This window comes from Hymenobacter sp. APR13, from assembly GCF_000737515.1.
Taxonomy (GTDB): Bacteria; Bacteroidota; Bacteroidia; order Cytophagales; family Hymenobacteraceae; genus Hymenobacter.
The window spans coordinates 678,063-695,089 of record NZ_CP006587.1 but is presented as its reverse complement, the minus strand read 5'-3'; the positions used below and the strand labels follow the sequence as shown (position 1 = coordinate 695,089).

15 protein-coding genes are annotated in these 17,027 nt (G+C 61.1%); 7 read left to right on the top strand and 8 right to left on the bottom strand.

Translation table 11 applies throughout. The features are described from left to right. Nucleotides 1-15 precede the first annotated feature (15 nt). Nucleotides 16-2,055 carry a hypothetical protein gene (locus N008_RS02880; protein ID WP_052381828.1) on the bottom strand — a complete coding sequence of 680 codons (2,040 nt, stop codon included), beginning with the start codon at nt 2,053-2,055 and terminating at the stop codon, nt 16-18. Nucleotides 2,056-2,244: 189 nt separating this feature from the next. Between N008_RS02880 and N008_RS02875 the strand changes: the two genes are divergently transcribed. After that, nucleotides 2,245-2,808, top strand: coding sequence for a hypothetical protein (locus tag N008_RS02875; RefSeq protein WP_044013606.1), 564 nt, complete (start codon nt 2,245-2,247; stop codon nt 2,806-2,808). Then, a complete protein-coding gene (locus tag N008_RS02870) occupies nt 2,801-3,262 on the top strand; it encodes a hypothetical protein (RefSeq protein WP_044013604.1) in 462 nt (153 codons plus the stop codon). The genes N008_RS02875 and N008_RS02870 overlap by 8 nt, the downstream gene beginning before the upstream one ends. A gap of 150 nt (nt 3,263-3,412) precedes the next feature. Here the strand turns inward: N008_RS02870 and N008_RS02865 are convergent, their stop codons facing one another. Together N008_RS02865 and N008_RS02860 are read right to left on the bottom strand one after the other, a co-directional pair. Continuing rightward, nucleotides 3,413-4,606, bottom strand: a complete 1,194-nt coding sequence (locus N008_RS02865; protein WP_044013602.1) for an acetate/propionate family kinase — start codon at nt 4,604-4,606, stop codon at nt 3,413-3,415. A gap of 154 nt (nt 4,607-4,760) precedes the next feature. After that, nucleotides 4,761-5,690, bottom strand: coding sequence for a DUF808 domain-containing protein (locus N008_RS02860; RefSeq protein WP_044018236.1), 930 nt, complete (start codon nt 5,688-5,690; stop codon nt 4,761-4,763). 426 nt (nt 5,691-6,116) lie between these two features. On the opposite strand from N008_RS02860, the gene N008_RS22940 reads away from it, so the two are divergent. Continuing rightward, nucleotides 6,117-6,848, top strand: a complete 732-nt coding sequence (locus tag N008_RS22940) for a hypothetical protein (protein WP_197062937.1) — start codon at nt 6,117-6,119, stop codon at nt 6,846-6,848. Between the two features lie 114 nt (nt 6,849-6,962). Here the strand turns inward: N008_RS22940 and pta are convergent, their stop codons facing one another. Then, nucleotides 6,963-9,053, bottom strand: a complete 2,091-nt coding sequence (pta, locus tag N008_RS02855; protein WP_044013600.1) for a phosphate acetyltransferase — start codon at nt 9,051-9,053, stop codon at nt 6,963-6,965. 146 nt (nt 9,054-9,199) lie between these two features. Here pta and N008_RS02850 point away from each other — a divergent pair, with 146 nt between their 5' ends. Beyond that, nucleotides 9,200-9,739 (top strand): hypothetical protein, encoded by a 540-nt coding sequence (locus tag N008_RS02850; RefSeq protein WP_156108979.1) that lies wholly within the window; start codon nt 9,200-9,202, stop codon nt 9,737-9,739. Between the two features lie 45 nt (nt 9,740-9,784). Here the strand turns inward: N008_RS02850 and N008_RS02845 are convergent, their stop codons facing one another. Both N008_RS02845 and fabG read right to left on the bottom strand, forming a co-directional pair. Then, nucleotides 9,785-10,444 carry a YiiX family permuted papain-like enzyme gene (locus N008_RS02845; protein WP_044013596.1) on the bottom strand — a complete coding sequence of 220 codons (660 nt, stop codon included), beginning with the start codon at nt 10,442-10,444 and terminating at the stop codon, nt 9,785-9,787. A 141-nt stretch (nt 10,445-10,585) separates the two neighbouring features. Then, on the bottom strand, nt 10,586-11,335 hold the full coding sequence (gene fabG / locus N008_RS02840) for a 3-oxoacyl-[acyl-carrier-protein] reductase (protein ID WP_044013594.1): 750 nt from the start codon (nt 11,333-11,335) through the stop codon (nt 10,586-10,588). A gap of 116 nt (nt 11,336-11,451) precedes the next feature. Here fabG and N008_RS02835 point away from each other — a divergent pair, with 116 nt between their 5' ends. Then, nucleotides 11,452-12,747 carry a geranylgeranyl reductase family protein gene (locus tag N008_RS02835; protein WP_231569770.1) on the top strand — a complete coding sequence of 432 codons (1,296 nt, stop codon included), beginning with the start codon at nt 11,452-11,454 and terminating at the stop codon, nt 12,745-12,747. A 78-nt stretch (nt 12,748-12,825) separates the two neighbouring features. Here N008_RS02835 and N008_RS21245 read toward each other — a convergent pair whose 3' ends face one another. After that, complete coding sequence (locus N008_RS21245) at nt 12,826-13,560, bottom strand: tetratricopeptide repeat protein (RefSeq protein WP_052381126.1); 735 nt, start codon at nt 13,558-13,560, stop codon at nt 12,826-12,828. Nucleotides 13,561-13,794: 234 nt separating this feature from the next. Between N008_RS21245 and lpdA the strand changes: the two genes are divergently transcribed. Beyond that, complete coding sequence (gene lpdA, locus N008_RS02825; protein WP_044013593.1) at nt 13,795-15,189, top strand: dihydrolipoyl dehydrogenase; 1,395 nt, start codon at nt 13,795-13,797, stop codon at nt 15,187-15,189. A 117-nt stretch (nt 15,190-15,306) separates the two neighbouring features. Beyond that, nucleotides 15,307-15,528, top strand: a complete 222-nt coding sequence (locus N008_RS02820; RefSeq protein ID WP_044013591.1) for a hypothetical protein — start codon at nt 15,307-15,309, stop codon at nt 15,526-15,528. Between the two features lie 27 nt (nt 15,529-15,555). On the opposite strand, the gene argH is transcribed toward N008_RS02820, so the two are convergent. Then, a complete protein-coding gene (gene argH / locus N008_RS02815) occupies nt 15,556-16,854 on the bottom strand; it encodes an argininosuccinate lyase (RefSeq protein WP_044013589.1) in 1,299 nt (432 codons plus the stop codon). Nucleotides 16,855-17,027 lie beyond the last annotated feature (173 nt).

Genomic DNA, 17,027 nt, shown 5'->3' with positions numbered 1-17,027 from the left:
ACACCGTTCAAATCATTACACGCCACCGGAATACTTGCGGATGGCCCATTCCAGCGTGGCCAGCGCCAGCAGCACAAAAAACAGCCACTTCAGATTAATCAGGTCCTTCAGGTCTTCCTGCGAGTAGATGACGGGCTTGTAGTCGGCCTTCAGAATATCATCCGTCAGCTGCTGAAACTGCTGCGGGAAGTAGAGGCGCGAGTTGCTGCGGCGGGCCAGCTGGTAGAGCAGGTTGTGGTCGGCGCGGCTTTGCAGGGCTTCAAGCTGCTGCTCTTGCACCAGCACCTCGCCGCGGTCCTGCTGCGGCTGGCCCGAGAGGGTGGCGCGGGCCACGTAGCGGTAGAGGCCGCCGGGCAGCGCGCCCAGGTGCAGCGGGGCGCCGTCTTCGGTGGTAGTGTAGGTGAAGGTGCGGGTTTTCTGCTGCTCGTCGGTGAGGGTGAGCGTGATTTGCTGGCCGTAGATGCGCTCGAAGATGGTGTTATAGGTTTCGGCCGCGAAGGTCACGTCGTCCTGCGAGCTGAAGGCGTCCTGGGTGGGATACACGTCGAGGCGCTTCTTGTTGGCGTTTTGGGTGAGCAGCTGCAGCGTGCGGTTCACTAGCCGGTCGTAGGCTTCGGGCCGGTCGTCGTGCTCCACGGCTTCCTGCAGGCGCCACTGCCAGCTGCCCTCGGTGAGCAGGGTGGCCTGGCGCTGCTGCGGCGTGCCCCCGAAGACCAGCAGCGGCTTCTGGGTGCGCACCCGGCCCACCTGCTGCCAAAGCGCAGCTTCGGCGCCGCCGCCCAGCCGGTAGTCGCCGAACGGCACCGGGGCGGGCGGGTAGGCAGCAAAGCGGCGCAGGGCGTCTTCTTCAAAAGTGAAGCGCGAGAAAGCCGGGTTGAGCGTGGGCGTCACGTCGTCGGTCTGGGAGCCGCGGGGCTGCACCGTGAGGCCGGTGCTGAGGGCGTTGTACGCCGGGAAATCAGACTGCGCGCCCAGCACGTACAAGGCCGGAGTGCGGCGGCGGCGCACCTCGGCCAGCACCTCGGCTCCCACGCCGGAGCGGGCCGGCAACTGGTGCAAAATGGCCACATCGTAGTCCTGGCCGGCTTTCAGCGGGCTGATGCCGGGCAGGTAGGTGACAAGGTCGAAGTTGTCGTTGCCCTGGATGGCGGCGCGCAGGGCCTTGAGGTCGGGGTGGGGGGCGGCGCCGGCCAGCAGCACCCGCAGCTTGCCTTTCACCACCTCGATGTAGGCAAACTTGCTGTTGTTGAGGGCCGTGAATTCGCCGGCCTGGCGCTCTACCACCACCTCGTAGCGGCGCTTGCCGGGGGCAGGAGCCACCACCGTGAAGGCCACCTTGGTGCGCCGCTGGCCCGCGGGCAGCGCCACGCGCCGGGTCTGGAGTACGCGGCCGTTTTCGCGCAGCTGCACCACGGCTGCACCGCCTGCAAACCCATCGTAGGTGAGGTCGGCTTCGAGGGGGAAGCGGTTGCCGCTGAAGGCCACCCGGTTGTAGGTGAGGGCGGGCAAGCTCAAATCCTTCTTCGGCACCGTGTCGCCGAGGGCCAGGCTGTAAATCGGGAACCGGAACTCCGCGAAAGTCGGTGACTGGCCCTGGTTCACGATACCATCGGAGGCCAGCACCACGCCGGCCAGGTTGCGGCCATCGTAGCTTTCCTGGATGCCGCTCAGCAGGGCGTTGAGGTCGGTGGCCGGGGCCGTGAAGCGTAAGGAATCGGCAGCGCGTGCCGGGCCGGCCAGCGGGCGGGTTTCCACCGTGAAGCCCTTGGCCTGCAGGGCGGCGGCCAGTTGCCGTAGCCCGCCGGTGGCCTGGCTCAGCACCGGCTTGGGCGTGAACAGCGCCACCGACTGCGAGTTGTCGATGGCCAGTACGATGGTGGGTTTCTCGGTGGTGGTGGTCGTGGTATTGAGGAATGGCGAGAGGAGCAGGAAGCTCAGGAAGCTCACCACCACGAAGCGCAGCGCCGCCAGCCCGTAGTTCAGGCGACGGCTCCAGGGCGCCTTGGCCGAGTAGAGCAGCGCCGCATAGGCCGCGCCCGCCAGCAGGCACGGCAAAATCAACCAGGGAGAAGCAGCTATAGAAATCAAAAGACGGAAATAGCGGGTGAGCAGGCTAAGAACCCCGGCAAGCGCCACAGAGTTGCGTAGCGCGCCAAGGCCGGGTAGCGAAGGTAGCAGGTTGCGGGGGGAGAAGACAGAAGGAATCGTGTTGCCGCTTACCTTGGCGCGTAATCAGGCCCCGCTATGCTCCAGAAGGTAGTTCCCGTTTTGTTTGTGCTGGTGTGCGCGGCGTTTGTGCTGTTGCCGAAGCTGCTTCCGACGCCCGCCCACACTTTGCAGGGCTTACCCAACATCAGATATCAAGACACAATCCGCATACAGGTTGGGTATGCCGGGTGTGGGGAGTGGGGTGGGCACCGCGAAATGATTAAGGTGTATCAGGAAGAGGTAGATCATCAGGAGATAGGCTACGAGGAAATGATAAAAATCAAGCGTCCCTTTCTGGCAGAATACTGGGTAGACTCAACGGAATGTTCCTCCCGGACAGACAGAAAGTTTCTGCTGCATAAACGCCAGCCACTGACCTCCTCCCAGGAAGCTGCCGTGCTACGGTATATTCAAGATTTTGTGCCTGCCAGCCTACAGGCCAGGCAGCTGTATGACATGATGAATGGCAATGCGTACGTGGTCTATCTTCCAGTCCTAGGAGAGGAACCTGCGGCACTCAGCTTTTCGAGTTCAGGGAAAGACATATTCCAGGAACTGCGTGGAAAATTGTTTGCCAAGCCCTCAACCATCCATGACTAAATTCAAAAGTCCTGTGCCTCTCTGGGCAGGGTATCCTCTGCTGTTTGTCCTGGGAGTAGGCACCGGCATTATTGCCTCCGGCTACGAGTGGAGCAGAAGAGGCACCCTGGAAGTGCCGGCTGAAATCGTCGTGACGCCTCCCCAGTCAAACGTCATAGCCTGCTTTCCGGATATGAGCTTCTTCAGCGCCCTGCGCTTTCAAAAGCAACTGGGCAATTCATGGATTCCCGACAGCTGTCAGCTACAAGCCCTGATTCAGCAATGGAACCGGCAGGACACCCGCAGCCGGTTGAACCTGTTGCGCAGTGAACAGGGCAAATACTCCATAGTGGCTGTCAGCAAAAGCGGCCCTCAGCACCTGACACTAGCAACGGAGCGTGGAAATTTCCTGCTGCACCCAATACCCAAGCGCCTGCACGAAAAATACGATAGTCTGGTGCACGCCCGGCAGTAGCAACCGGCTCCGGTCCGGCGGCTCTTTCAGCCGTCGGGCCGGTCGTCGCGTGAACGAGGCAGGGTAGCCGATAAAGTGCAGTGGCCGTACCGTTCTGACGACGACCGGCCCGACGGCTGAAAGAGCCGCCGGACCGGGGCGGCTATACCATTATACGGCCGCGCAAAGCCGCGCAATTTCCAGCTCCTCGTTGGTGGGCACTACCAGCACCCGCACCCGGCTGCCGGCTGCCGACAACTCCCGGATGCCAGGGGCGCGGCGGGCGTTTTCGGTTTCATCGAGCTGGATGCCCAGGAAGTCCAGGTTGGCGCACACCAGCTGGCGCACCAGCGCGTCGTTTTCGCCCACGCCGCCCGTAAACACCACGGCATCGGCTCCGTTGAGGACGGCCAAGAAGCTGCCGAGGTACTTCTTGATGCGGTGGGCGTAGAGGTCGTAGGCGAGGCGGGCGCGCGGGTCGCCTTCGTTGAGTTGGCGCGTAATGTCGCGCATGTCGCTGTGGCCGGTGAGGCCGAGCATGCCGCTTTCCTTGTTGAGCAGGTTCTTGACGTCGTCGAGCGAGTAGCCCAACTGCTCTACCAGGTGGAAAATGACGGCCTGGTCGGTGTCACCGGCGCGGGTGCCCATCACCAGCCCGTTCATCGGGCCGAAGCCCATGCTGGTATCCACGGCGCGGCCGGCTACGGTGGCGGTCATGCTGCAGCCGTTGCCCAGGTGCACCGTAATCACGCGGGCGTCGGGCTGGCCCAGGTAGCGCAGGGTTTCGCGGCTCACAAACTGGTGGCTGGTGCCGTGGAAGCCGTAGGCGCGCAGCCCGTGCCGGGTGTACAGCTCCTCGGGCAGCGCGAAGCGGTAGGCATGGGGCGGCAACGTGCTATGGAAGGCCGTGTCGAACACTACCACTTGCCGGGCCTGCGGAAACAGCTGCTCGGCCACTTCCATGCCCAGCAGGTTGGCCGGGTTGTGCAGCGGGGCCAGCGGAAACAGCTCCCGGATGCGGGCCTTCACCTCCGGCGTTACCAGTGTCGGCTCCCGGAATTCCTCGCCGCCGTGCACGGCGCGGTGGCCCACCAGCTGTACGTCGGCGGGATCGGGCAAAACGCCGGTTTCGGGGTCGGTGAGCAGGCGCATGGCCTCCTCCAGGCCGGTGCGGTGGTCGGGGATGGGCAGGGTGTGGCGTTCGGTGTGCTCCCGGCCATCGGGCAGCAGGGTGGTGTGCGTGAGCTGGCCATCGGGCAAGCCGATGCGCTCCACCAGCCCGCGGGCCAGCGGCTGCTCCTGCGGCCAGCGAAATAGTTGGTACTTCAGCGAGCTACTGCCGGAGTTGATGACGAAGATGTGCATGAGGAGAGGCAGTGGGAGAGGAACTGCTGATCGGTGAATGGGCGGAGTAGGGTGCGGGGCTTGTCCCCGCCCACTGTTCGCGCCGATTTAATGGCCTGGGCCTCTATTGTGCAACCGGTGCGCAGGGACGACGGGCGGGGGCGAGCCCCGCACCCTACTTGCTGTCTTTGGCCGGTAGCACCTTCTTCACCAGCCGTACTATCTGGTCAACCACGAAGCCAACCACCAGACCGCCCAGGCCGCAGGCCACTACTTTGGCCAGCCAGGCCACGGCGGGCATGGAGGCCAGGGCTACTTCCAGGTCGTGCAGCAGGTGGGCGGTGAAGGGGATGCCGTGGGCAATGATTTCGAAGCCCACCCACAGCATGGCGGCGGTGCCCACGTAGCTCAGGATGCTGAGAAACTTCGGCATGAACTTCACGAGGCCGCGGCCGAAGCTCTTGGTAGCCGCGCTGTTGTCGCCCTCGGCCAAGTGCAGGCCGATGTCGTCGGCCTTCACAATCAGCCCCACGAAGCCGTACACGGCCACCGTGATGAACACCGCCACGGCCAGCATCACCACAATCTGGTTCACGATGGGCTGGTCGGTTACCTGGCTGTAGGCAATGGCCATGATTTCGGCCGACAGAATAATGTCGGTACGGACGGCGCCGGCCACGCGCTGCTTTTCCAGCTCCTCCGGCGTAATGGTTTCCAGCTGCTCGGTTTCCGCGTGGGCCTCGGGGTGCTTGCTGAACATGGAATGCACCTTCTCGTAGCCCTCGTAGCACAGGTAGGCCCCGCCCAGCATCAGGATGGGCGTGATGGCCCAGGGCGCGAAGTAGCCCAGCACCAGCGCCGCCGGCGTCAGAATCAGCAGCTTGTTGAACAGCGACTTTTTGGCAATCTGGAAGATGATGGACAGCTCCCGGCTGGGGTCGAGGCCCACCACGTACTTGGGCGTCACGGCCGTATCGTCAATCACGATGCCCGACACCTTGCCGGTGGTTTTGGCCACCTGTGCCGGCACATCGTCCAGGCTGGCGGCACTGACTTTCACTAAAGCCGAAATATCATCTAGTAAGGCAAAAAGTCCGGAGGCCATGTGGGTTGGTTGGGTGAAAAAAGCAGAGTTGAAAGCGTGCAGCAGACCCACTTGCCCGGATTACTAGGCGGCAGGCCGCTGCAAAGGTATCCGGAGCAGCTGTACGTTGGCTACAGGTACGGAGCCGAAGTTCGGCAGGCCAGTTGGTACGTATCAATTGCGGGGGGGCGACGTGCTATTACGGTTTTCCCGCAAAAAGGACGCACAAGCAACGCGTTAGGCGTACGTATTGAAGATTGATGACGATATTGGCGGTGCCTAGAACTTGCACAGTATCGTGCCTTGAGCACTTGAGAGATATTGATACAATAATGGGTGGATAAGGTTGACATCACGCAACTTGCTTACTGAACTAATGCGTTTTGTGTGAAAAAGTTTGTGTCAAATTTTTTTCAATTTTTAAAAAATAGACTTTGATAAATGGGAATGCTGAAAATAAAACTTGTTACTCTGGGTCAATTGCCTGTGAATCTAGATAAAATAAAACTAACAAAATATAAATCATGTATTTTTGAATTAGATAATTCGATTGATAATTATCCTATAACTGATAATGCGGATGGGGATAATTGGGAATTTATGGACAAAAATATTTTAAAAATGTTGCCAAGCCAATATGATGGAGACTTTCTTATTGCAATGACGCACGTTCCTCTCGAGTGCAATTATTATGCAAGGAGGTTCAGTAATAATAGAATTTGTATAACCTTTCACGAAATGGCTGATTTTTTAAAATATGATAATATACCTTTGGAAAATTTAGTTTACAGACTAGCATACTCTTATTCTTTGATTTATTTAAGGAATGACAATAGAATACCATTGAAAAATGAAAGAGCTAATTTTACACATGATGAAACGCGTGGTTGTGTCTTTGATATGAATGGAATCAAAAGTGATATTATTTATTCTGTGAACAAGCCGCAAATATGTGACTCTTGCTTAATTGATTTAGCAAAAGATAAAGTTCCTAAAAATAAACTAGATTCAATACAGGGTGAATTGATTAAAATTCAAAAGCCAGTATATTATAGAATTGCTGAATTTGTAAAAAAATACCCTATGTGGTCGTTTATAATTTCCTCATTAGTGGCAATATTATTGGGGGTAATTGGTTCTCTGATTGCTTCATTTATTTGGGAAAATATTACACGTTAAATAACTATTTATGCGTAATAATTATTGTTATTGTTTGGTATGCTTGTAAAATGCATAATTAAAAATGCCCCGTTGCTTCACCTGAAGCAACGGGGCATTTTGCGGCTGCCGAAACTAGCCCTGCGCCTGAATGGCCGTCAGCAGCACGGTGTTGTAGATGTCGTCGACGGTGCAGCCGCGGCTCAGGTCGTTGACGGGCTTGTTCAGGCCCTGTAGCATCGGGCCGATGGCCAGGGCGCCGGTTTCGCGCTGCACGGCTTTGTAGGTGTTGTTGCCGGTGTTCAGGTCGGGGAAGATGAGCACGCTGGCCTGGCCGGCTACCGGCGAGCCGGGCAGCTTCTGCTGGCCCACGGCGGGGTCCACGGCGGCATCGTACTGGATGGGGCCTTCCACCAGCAAATCGGGGCGGAGCTGGCGCACGAGCTGGGTGGCCAGGCGCACCTTGTCCACGTCGGCACCCTCGCCGGAAGTGCCCGAAGAGTACGACAGCATGGCCACCCGCGGCTCGATGCCGAAGCGCCGGGAGCTGTCGGCCGAGGAAATGGCAATTTCGGCCAGCTGCTCGGCGGTGGGGTTGGGGTTCACGGCGCAGTCGCCAAACACCGCCACCCGGTCGGGCAAACACATAAAGAACACCGACGACACCACCGACACGCCCGGCCGCGTCTTGATGAACTGCAGCGCCGGCCGAATGGTGTGCTGCGTGGTGTGCACCGCCCCCGACACCATGCCGTCGGCCAGGCCCTTGTACACCATCATCGAGCCGAAATACGACACGTCGGTCATCAGGTCGCGGGCCATTTCCAGGGTCACGCCCTTGCTGCGGCGCAGCTCAAACAGGGTTTCGGCGAAGTCCTGGAACAGCGCGGAATTGGCCGGGTCGAGCAGCTGCACGCGCTGCGGGTCCAGGGGGCGGCCGAGGCGCTTGGCGGCGGCCAGAATCTGGGTCGGGTCGCCGAGGATGGTGAGGCTCACCACGTCCTGCTCCAGCAGGCGGGCCGCCGCGCGCAGCACCCGGTCGTCGTTGCCCTCGGGCAGCACAATGTGCTTGCGCTGGCTGCGCGCCCATTGCAGCAGCTGGTACTGGAACATGTGCGGCGTGAGGCCGCGCGGCGCAAACGTGCTGAGCTGCTCCAGCAGGCGCGGCGCATCCAGGTGCCGCTCAAACGTCTGGATGGCCAGCCGGATTTTCTTGGTTTGCTGCGGCCCGATGCGCGCCTGAATGTTACCGATGCGGGTGGTGGTCTGGAACGTGCCCGACTCCACCAGCAGCATCGGCACGGCCACGGGCAAACCCTCAATCAGGCGCAGCACCGAGTCTTCGGGCCGGTAGCCGCTGGTAAGCACTAGCCCCGCGACGCGCGGGTAGCTGGCCGACATATTGGCCTGCAGGGCGCTCAGAATAAGGTCGGCCCGGTCGCCGGGCGTGATGATGAGTACGTTTTCCTCCAGGCGCAGCAAAAAGTTGGGCACCTGCATCGAGCCGTTGATAAAGTGGTCGACAGGGTTAGCCAGCTGGTCGGCCCCGAACAGCAGCTCCCCGCCCAGCTGGTCGTGGATTTCCTGCATGGTGGGGCTGCGCAGGGCCGGGCTTTCCGGAATAAGGGCCAACTGGGTTTCGGGCGGCAGCTGGTCGCGGAGCAGGGTGCGCACCTCGTCCAGCTGCGCCGGGCTCACGCGGTTGAGCACCAGCGCCAGCACCTGCACCTCACTTTCCAGCGCGTCGCGGCGGATGGACAGGGCGGCGTTGACGAGCTGCTCCACGGTTTTGTCGAGGCCCGAAATCAGCAGCACCACCGGTACGCTCAGGTTGCGGGCCACCTGCCAGTTGAGGTCCAGCTCCAGCGCCAGGCTGCTGCCCACGAAGTCGGTGCCTTCCACTACTACAAAATCGTGGGCGGCTTCCAGCTGCTTGAAGCGGTGAATTATGGTGTCGAGCAGCTCGCCGGCGCGGCCGGCCTCCACCATGCGCAGCGCCTCCTGGCCGGTGTAGGCGTAGGTATCGGGGTAGGCGAGGGGCAGTTGGAAGTGCTGTAGCACCGTCTGGATGTGGTAGTCAGGCTGGCCGTCGGCGAGGGGCGTGATGATGGGCTTAAAGTAGCCCACCCGCTGCGCCTGCCCCAGTAGCAGGTGCACCAGCCCCAGCGTCACAACGGATTTGCCGCTGTAGGGCTCGGCAGTGGCAATGAAAACGGCTTTGCTCATAAGTAAGTCGGAGGTAGTCGGAGAGGCTTACGGATGCGGCGCAAGGTAAGGCGAGCGGCGCAGAGAAGCCCGCCGTAAAGCGGCAGCTACCCGCATTGCTTATCTTGACGCCTGCTATCCTTCTACGCTAAAACAGCTAAGCCGCTATGGGGGTACTATTCAGACGTTCCGCCACAAGGATATGGCTGCTTGGCGCAGCCCTGGCAGGGCTGCTAACCGCTTGCGCGCCCGGCAACAAGCCCACTGCTGCAAGCAGCGCCCCAGCGCCTTACGCGGAGGCAAAGCTCCGCGGCTGCCTGCCCAAGCGTTGGACGGTGCGGAAAGTAGCGGCCGACAGCAGTAAGACTGCCCTGGCACATATTGGTAAAGCAGACTTTGAGCTGCATTTCGCGGCCCAGTATTCGGTAGTGGATACGCTGTATGCCCGGCAATTGCGCAAGAAGCCCGGCAATACGTACCAGCCGCATATCGTGCTGCATTTCTACCGGCACTCGGCTGAAATAAAGCAAGAAGCCCGCTTCGTGCAGGATAACCAGGCCATCATATCGGCGCTTGCGTTTCCGCAGGATTTCGGAGAAACGCAGGATTTTCTGGTGTACGAATCCACCGGCCCGGCTGCGCTGCGCGCTGTTGATGCAGCGGAGGTGGAGTTGAGAAAATGCCTTCAGGCCAAGCTGCGGGAATAAGCGGTAAAGCCCCGTGGCGCTGTGGCGGGCCAGCAAGGGTCTAAGCTACCGCACCGTTACGAGTTCCGGGCTTTCCAGCATCCTCACCGGCGAAATTACCAGCTCGTTGAGCGGGAGGCGGCGGCCGTACCGCTCGCGCAGCTTGGCCTGCACGGCGGGGTGGGAGAGGTCGAAGTCGCGCAGGTGCTGGAGCTGCCCGATTTTGCGGCCCGTGGCTTGCTGGTACATCTTCCAGAGCAGCTCCGAGCAGTAGATTCGCTCATCCGACCAGCCAAAATACAGGTCGTAGCTGCGGCCGCGGTATTGCTCGCCGGCGGCTCGCAGCTTCCGCAGCACCGGGGGCGTCAGCACGGTTTGGGCGTCGCGCAGGCGCTTCACCACGAAACGGCCGCCCTGGCCCCGTGCCACCCAGGCCGCCAGGGAGGTTTCACTCACGGGCTGCACGGCCTCAAACACGCGCCACTCACCGTTTTTCCGGAACAGAATGCCGCAGTGGCTGTACGCGGAATGCGTAGCCAACTGAATGGCGCGGCTCTGCGCCGATTGGGACGTTTGAAAAATCAGGTCGCCGTCGTAGAGGCGCGGGGCCAGCTGCTGCACGGCGGTACGGGCCGCCTGGGCCTGGCGCAGCCGGTCGTAGCGGCGGTGCAGGCGCGGGTAGGCCAGCACCGTGAGCAGCAGCAGAAACAGCAGGAAGCGGCGCATGGTGGGTTAGGCTATAACGACTGTCATCCTGAGCTTGCGAAGGATCCTGTCAGGTTTGCACGGGTCGTTTCATGACTCGTACAAACCTGACAGGATCCTTCGCAAGCTCAGGATGACAACGATTTTGCGTGGCTGAAAACCCTACGTCAGCATGCCGCCGTCTACCTGCAGCACCTGGCCGCTGATGTAGCTGCTGTCGTCGGAGGCCAGGAAAGCGGTGGCTTTGGCTACGTCCTCGGGGGTACCGCCGCGGCGCAGCGGAATAGCCTTGCGCCACTCGTCTACCTGCTTGGGGTCGAGGGCGTCGGTCATCTCGGTTTCAATGAAGCCGGGGGCAATGGCGTTGCAGCGGATGTTGCGCGAGCCCAGCTCCAGCGCCACCGACTTCGTGAAGCCGATGATGCCCGACTTGGAGGCCGCGTAGTTGGCCTGGCCGGCGTTGCCTTTGATGCCCACTACCGAGCTCATGTTGATGATGCTGCCGGCTTTGGCGCGCATCATGGGCTTGGTGGCGGCTTTGGTGAGGTTGAACACCGACTTCAGATTCACCGCAATAACCTGGTCCCACTGCTGCTCGCTCATGCGCATCAGCAGGCCATCCTGGGTGATGCCGGCGTTGTTCACCAGAATATCCAGCTTACCGAATTCGGCTACCACGTCATCCACCAGCTTTTCGGCTTCGGCATATACCGAGGCATCGGAGCGGAAGCCTTTGACTTTGGTGCCGTGGGCCGCCAGCTCCTGTTCGAGCTGCTGGCCTTTCTCCACGCTGGAGAGGTACGTGAAAGCCACCTGCGCGCCCTGCTGGGCAAAATATACCGCAATGGCGCGGCCGATTCCTTTGGAAGCACCCGTAATCAGGGCCACTTTTCCGTCGAGCTGTTTTGTCATGCGGCGAAGATAGGCGCGTTATTGGTTTTTTGTTGTTCGTTGCTCGTAGGGCATTGGCGAAGCCGGGGCGTCGGAAACCAGTGCGTCGACGGTTACCTTGCAGCTTCTCTGGCGCGTTGGTACTGCCTACGGATAGAGCGAAAAACGAAAACCCAATAACGAACAACGAGTTGCTCGAAACCGACATCTGCATTCTGGGCGCCGGGCCCGGCGGCGCCACGGCGGCCCTGCACCTGGCCAACGCCGGCCACCGCTGCCTGCTGCTGGACAAGGCCACTTTCCCGCGCGACAAAGTGTGTGGCGACGCCCTCAGCGGCAAAGTCATCAACGAGTTGCGCCGGATAGGGGAGGCGCTGCCCGCCCAGCTGGCCGCCGACCCCGCCCAGGTGCCCAGCTGGGGCATCGACTTCTACGCGCCCAACGGCCGCAAGCTGGCGGTGCCCTTCAAGCCGCACTACAACAAAGCCGCTGACCGCGCCGCCGGCCACATCATCAAGCGCCTCGACTTCGATAACTTCCTAGTAGAAGAGGTGCGCCGCCGCCCCGAAATCGACTTCCGCGAAGGCATAGACGTGGCCCTGCCCGAGCAGCAGCCCGACGGCCGCTGGCTGGTGCGCGACGCCGTTGGCACGCCTGTGGCGCTGGCGCGGCTGCTGCTGGTAGCCAACGGTGCCCAGTCGGGATTTGCGCGGCAGGTGGCCGGGCACGCGCTGGAGCCGGCCCACCACTGCGCCGGCTTGCGGGCCTACTACCGCGGCGTGCAGGGCCTGCACCCCGATAATTTTATTGAGCTGCACTTCATCCAGGACTTTCTGCCCGGCTACCTGTGGGTGTTTCCGCTGCCCAACGGCGAGGCCAACGTGGGCGTGGGCATGCTCACGGAAGCCGTGTCGAAGAAGAAAGTGAATCTGCGCGAAAGGCTGGCCGAAATCCTGCAGACGCACCCTGCCCTCAAAGACCGGTTCGCCGGGGCCGAGCGGCTGGGCCCGGTGCGCGGCTTCGGGCTGCCGCTGGGCTCCAGGCGCCGCGTGCTGTCGGGCCCCAGCTACCTGCTGCTCGGCGACGCGGCCTCGCTCATCGACCCATTCACGGGCGAAGGCATCAGCCACGCCATGGTATCGGGGCGGCACGCCGCCGATTGGGCCGGCCGGGCGCTGGCGGCGCAGGATTTCTCGGCAGGTTTCCTGCGCGGCTACGACGCGGCCGTGTACAACCGCCTGGGCCAGGAGCTGCGCCTGAGCCGCGCCATGCAGAAGCTGCTCGACTACCCGTGGCTGTTCAACTTCGTGGCCAACCGCGCCGCCAACAACCCCACTTTGGCCGAAACCCTCTCGATGATGTTCCTGGACCTGGACATGCGCGAGCGGCTGCGCCAGCCCAGCTTCTACCTGAAGCTGCTGTTTGGCAAGTAGTCTGATAAAATAGAACGTCATTCCGAGCGAAGGCGGAGCCGTAGTCGAGGAATGACGTTCTGACTATTGAATTATCTCCTACTTCCCTGCATACCGCCGCAGACTTTTGGCAGCTTCGGGGTTGAGCTGGGTGGCTTTTTCGAGGTCGGTTTTGGCCTCGGCGGGCTTGTTGATGGAAGAGTAGCTGATGCCGCGGTACTCGTAGGCGTCGGCGTAGGTGGGGTCCAGCTCGATGGCCTTGGTGAAGTCGGGGATGGCGCCTTTGAAGTTGAACATCTGCATACGGGCCGCGCCCCGGCCGAAGAAGGCTTCCTTGTCGGTGGGGTTGTACTTGGTGGCCTTGCTGAAGTCAGAAATGGCGGGGGCGTACTGCTTGAGCTTGAGGCGGTTCAGGCCCCGGTTGTAGTACACCTCGGCGTTTGTGGGCTTGAGGCGGGCGGCCAGATTGTAGTCGGCAATGGCGTCGGCGTAGTCCTTGAGGTGGCTTTTGGCTTTGGCGCGGGTCAGCAGCGCGTCGAAGTTGCGGGGCGAGCCTTTGAGCGTGGCATCCGCAATGCGGATTTCGTTGCGGTAGTCGGCGCTGGATTTGCGGGCGGCGGCTTCCATGGTGCCGGGGGCAGGCACGGGCGCGGTGGCGGCGGCCGTTGCTGCCTCCGTGCCGGTGCTGGCGGTAGCGGCCGGCGCGGTAACGGTTTCCTGGCGCATGGCGCGCTGGGCGGTGCCGGGCTTGTCGGTTTCGACGGTGGTAGCGCACTGGCTGAAAAACAGCAGGCTGCCGGTGATGGAAAGCAGGGAGAGTAGACGGTGGTTCATGAGCGAAGCAGTAGGAGGGGCGCCGTGCTGGCGCGGTAAATGTAAATCGGGTCTTCTACGGGGCATCGGCCCGAACGGATATAGGCCCGCCGTTGTTTTAAGCAGCCTGCCGGGCTGGCCGGCGGCTGGTGGCCGTCAGTTGGCGAGTTGCGCGGCCTGCCTATCTTTGCCGGGCCCCCGCCAGCAGCTTGTGCCCGGCGTAGGTTTCTCCATCTCACCCTCAAGTACAACAACATGGCATTGCAATACGACCTGGTCGTTGTCGGCAGCGGCCCCGGCGGCTACGTGGCTGCTATCCGGGCTTCGCAGCTTGGTCTGAAAGTCGGCGTTATCGAGCGGGAGTCGCTCGGCGGCATCTGCCTCAACTGGGGCTGCATTCCTACCAAAGCCCTGCTCAAAAGCGCCCAGGTGTTTGAATACCTCAACCACGCCGCCGATTATGGCCTCAAGGCCGAAGGTGTGGGCTACGATTTTGATGCTGTTATCAAGCGCAGCCGCGGTGTGGCCGAGGGCATGAGCAAGGGCATCAACTTCCTGTTCAAAAAGAATAAAATCGACGCCCTGATGGGCACCGGCAAGCTGCTGGCCCCCGGCAAGGTGGAGCTCACCAAAGCCGACGGCACCAAGGAAACTGTGGAGGCCAAGAGCATCATTCTGGCCACCGGCGCCCGCTCGCGCGAGCTGCCCACCATGCCCGTCGACAACAAGAAAATCATCGGCTACCGCCAGGCCATGGTGATGCCCGAGCTGCCTAAACGCCTCGTGGTGGTGGGTTCCGGCGCCATCGGCGTGGAGTTTGCCTACTTCTACCGCACCATGGGTTCGGAGGTGACGGTGGTGGAATACCTGCCCCGAATCGTGCCCGTGGAAGACGAGGAAGTGAGCCGCCAGATGGAGAAATCCTTCAAGAAAATCGGCGTGAACGTGCTGACCTCGGCCGAGGTGACCAAGGTGGACACCAGCGGCGCCGGCTGCCTCGTGACCGTGAAAACGGCCAAAGGCGACCAGCAGATTGAGTGCGACGTGGTGCTGAGCGCCGTGGGCGTGCAAACCAACCTCGAAAACATCGGTATCGAGGAGCTGGGCATCAAGGTGGAGAAAGGCCGCGTGATTGTGGACGACTTCTACCAGACCAACGTGCCCGGCATCTACGCCATCGGCGACATCGTGCCCGGCCCCGCGCTGGCTCACGTGGCTTCTGCTGAAGGCATCATCTGCGTGGAGAAAATTGCCGGCCATCACCCCGAGCCGCTCAACTACCAGAACATTCCCGGCTGCACCTACGCCTCGCCGGAAATTGCCTCGGTAGGCCTCACCGAAGCCGAAGCCAAAAAGCAGGGCTACGACATCCTGGTGGGCAAATTCCCGTTCTCGGCCTCCGGTAAAGCCTCGGCCGGCGGCGTGAAAGACGGCTTCGTGAAAGTCATCTTCGACAAGAAGTACGGCGAGTGGCTGGGCGCGCACATGATTGGCGCCAACGTAACCGAAATGATTGCCGAAGTGGTGGTAGCCCGCAAGCTCGAAACCACCGGCCACGAAATCATCAAGGCCGTGCACCCGCACCCCACCATGAGCGAAGCCATCATGGAAGCCGCCGCCGCCGCCTACGGCGAGGTAATTCACCTGTAAAACTGTAGCACAGGCTTCAGGCTGTGCCGCATACGAAAGGCCCCGAAACCAGACGGTTTCGGGGCCTTTTCAGTATACTTGCCCGTGCTTATCCTCGAATGTTAATCCCCTGCAATTATGAAGTGGCTGCCCTCTTTTACGATGCTGTTTCTGCTGGCTATAGCTGGCTTCGTTCTCTACATGGGCAGCACCATCTGGTCGTTCGAGCACATGGGCCAACAATCCCCGTTTATGTACCAACTGACCGGTGCTCTGGGGATAATCGGCTTGGCGTTGACGGTGCTGGCTCCGCTATTGATGGCGCTGAGGTTCTTCATGCGGCTGGATAGCAAAGTCTAGCCCTTTCCGGCGCTGTTTCCTTACCGACTACGTCAGGCGGCTGCCCTGCCGGAACCGCGCCACCTTCGCCCGGATTTCGTCCAGCCCGAGGTTGTGGACGCTGCCGAGGTGGGTGGTCTGGAACTCCTTGTGGGGTACGTACGAGCCGTCTTCTACGGCCAGGCCCACTTGCTTGTAGGCCGTGCGGAAGGGCGTGCCGGTCTGAATGAGCTGGTTGATGTTCTCCACCGTAAACACGGCGTCGTACTTGGGCTGGTTGAGCAGGTCGGGCTTGATGCGCAGCTGGGGCAAAGCGAACAGCACGATGTCAAGGATGTCGAGGAATTGTGTCATCGGCTCGAACAGGATTTCCTTTAGAATCTGGAAGTCCCGATGGTAGCCGCTGGGCAGGTTGCCGGTGGCCAGCATGAGCGTGTTGGGCAGGGCCTGCAGGGCGTTGCAGCGGGCCCGGATGAGCTCAAACACGTCGGGGTTTTTCTTGTGGGGCATGATGCTGGAGCCGGTGGTAAACTCCTTGGGCAGCTCCACGAAGGCCATGTCCTGCCCGTTGTAGAGCACCAGGTCGTAGCTCATCTTGGCCAGGGTGGCGGCCATGCCGGCCAGGGCAAAGGCCACAGTTTTCTCGGTTTTGCCGCGTAGCATCTGGGCCCCCACGCTGCTCACGGCCAGGTTGCCGAAACCCATTTCCTGCGTCGTCTGCCGCCGGTCGATGGGGAAGGAGCTGCCGAAGCCCGCGCCCGAGCCCAGCGGGTTCTGGTCGGCCACGGTGTGGGCCGCCTCGAAAAGGGCCAAGTCCAGCAGCAGGTGCTCGGCGTAGGCCGAAAACCACAGCCCGAACGAGCTGGGCATGGCCGCCTGGAAGTGGGTGTAGCCCGGCATCAGGTCGGTTTTATGCGTTTCCGCCTTTTGCAGCAGCACCTCCACCAGCTCCAGAGTTTTGGTGGCCGCGCGCCGGGTGTAGTCTTTCAGGAACAGCTGAATGGCGGTCAGCACCTGGTCGTTGCGGGAGCGGGCGGTGTGGATTTTCTTGCCCGCGTCGCCGTAGTGCTCGGTCAGGTAGGACTCGATTTTGGAGTGCACGTCCTCGAAGTCCTCGCCGATGGTGAACGTGCCGGCTTCCAGCTGGGCGGCCAGTTCCTGCAGGCCCTGCTGCAACTGCTGGTTTTCCGCCGCGGAAATCAGCCCCGCCCCGGCCAGCATGTTGGCCTGGGCCCGGGAGGCCTGCACATCGAACTGCGCCAGGTACATATCCAGCTCCCGGTCGCGCCCGACGGTGAACTGCTCAATTTTCTTGTCAACGGCAATGCCTTTATCCCAGATTTTCATGTTCAGTTGCTGCTAAAAGCTAAAAAGCTAGTTCCCCTCCTTGGAAAGGAGGGGCTAGGGGTGGTTGATGGACGTTGGAACGTCATGCTGAGCTTGCCGAAGCATCTCTACTGCTTCGTTGAGTTGGTATTGCAACGAAGCGGTAGAGATGCTTCGGCAAGCTCAGCATGACG

Excerpts from the sequence above, each read along its gene's own strand:
- N008_RS02875 (WP_044013606.1), top strand. The coding sequence starts at position 2,245 with ATGCTCCAGAAGGTAGTTCCCGTTTTGTTTGTGCTGGTGTGCGCGGCG.
- N008_RS02870 (WP_044013604.1), top strand. The coding sequence starts at position 2,801 with ATGACTAAATTCAAAAGTCCTGTGCCTCTCTGGGCAGGGTATCCTCTG.
- N008_RS02865 (WP_044013602.1), bottom strand. The coding sequence starts at position 4,606 with ATGCACATCTTCGTCATCAACTCCGGCAGTAGCTCGCTGAAGTACCAA.
- N008_RS02860 (WP_044018236.1), bottom strand. The coding sequence starts at position 5,690 with ATGGCCTCCGGACTTTTTGCCTTACTAGATGATATTTCGGCTTTAGTG.
- N008_RS22940 (WP_197062937.1), top strand. The coding sequence starts at position 6,117 with ATGCTGAAAATAAAACTTGTTACTCTGGGTCAATTGCCTGTGAATCTA.
- pta (WP_044013600.1), bottom strand. The coding sequence starts at position 9,053 with ATGAGCAAAGCCGTTTTCATTGCCACTGCCGAGCCCTACAGCGGCAAA.
- N008_RS02850 (WP_156108979.1), top strand. The coding sequence starts at position 9,200 with ATGGGGGTACTATTCAGACGTTCCGCCACAAGGATATGGCTGCTTGGC.
- N008_RS02845 (WP_044013596.1), bottom strand. The coding sequence starts at position 10,444 with ATGCGCCGCTTCCTGCTGTTTCTGCTGCTGCTCACGGTGCTGGCCTAC.
- fabG (WP_044013594.1), bottom strand. The coding sequence starts at position 11,335 with ATGACAAAACAGCTCGACGGAAAAGTGGCCCTGATTACGGGTGCTTCC.
- N008_RS21245 (WP_052381126.1), bottom strand. The coding sequence starts at position 13,560 with ATGAACCACCGTCTACTCTCCCTGCTTTCCATCACCGGCAGCCTGCTG.
- lpdA (WP_044013593.1), top strand. The coding sequence starts at position 13,795 with ATGGCATTGCAATACGACCTGGTCGTTGTCGGCAGCGGCCCCGGCGGC.
- N008_RS02820 (WP_044013591.1), top strand. The coding sequence starts at position 15,307 with ATGAAGTGGCTGCCCTCTTTTACGATGCTGTTTCTGCTGGCTATAGCT.
- argH (WP_044013589.1), bottom strand. The coding sequence starts at position 16,854 with ATGAAAATCTGGGATAAAGGCATTGCCGTTGACAAGAAAATTGAGCAG.